A 571-nucleotide genomic window follows, 5' to 3' on the forward strand; every position below is an offset into this window, starting at 1 on the left:
GGGCGAGCCGCACCGCGCCCGGGCCGAGCGGCCGCACCCTGGCCTCGACCGCGAGGGTGCCGAGATGGACCATGACGTGCGAGGGGAGCGGGTCTGAGTGGGCGGGTTCGGCGGGGTCGTGCTCGTGGCCATGGGCTCCGACGAGCCGTGCGTCGAGCGCCCTCGTCACGCGCCAGGCGCGAGGCGTCAGCAGCACGTCGCCGCGAGCCACCTCGTCGACACCGACTCCACGCAGGTTGACCGCGACGCGCGCCACGGCAGGCACGTCGTCACGGGCGCGACCGAGGCTCTGCACGCCGCGCACGGTGACCGCCTGGGAGGCACCGGTCGTGCGGTGGACGACCAGCTCGTCACCGAGCCGGATCGTCCCGGCGCCGAGCGTGCCGGTGACGACGGTCCCGCTCCCACGGACCGAGAAGGACCGGTCCACCCAGAGGCGCGTGCGTCCACTCCGGTCGGGGGAGGGCAGGGAGGCGACGAGGTCGTCGAGGGCGTCCCGGAGGGCCTCGACGCCCTGGCCGGTGCGCGCCGACACCGCCAGCGCGGCGCKCCCGGCCAGGCTCGTGCGACC

1 protein-coding gene is annotated in these 571 nt (G+C 76.5%); it reads right to left on the reverse strand.

Annotated features, from left to right (window positions below):
- On the reverse strand, nucleotides 1-571 hold a 571-nt coding region (locus AC1DP0_RS22560), incomplete at both ends, for an EF-Tu/IF-2/RF-3 family GTPase (RefSeq protein WP_478088927.1).

The sequence above is a fragment of the Terrabacter sp. P5_B1 genome, assembly GCF_056400505.1.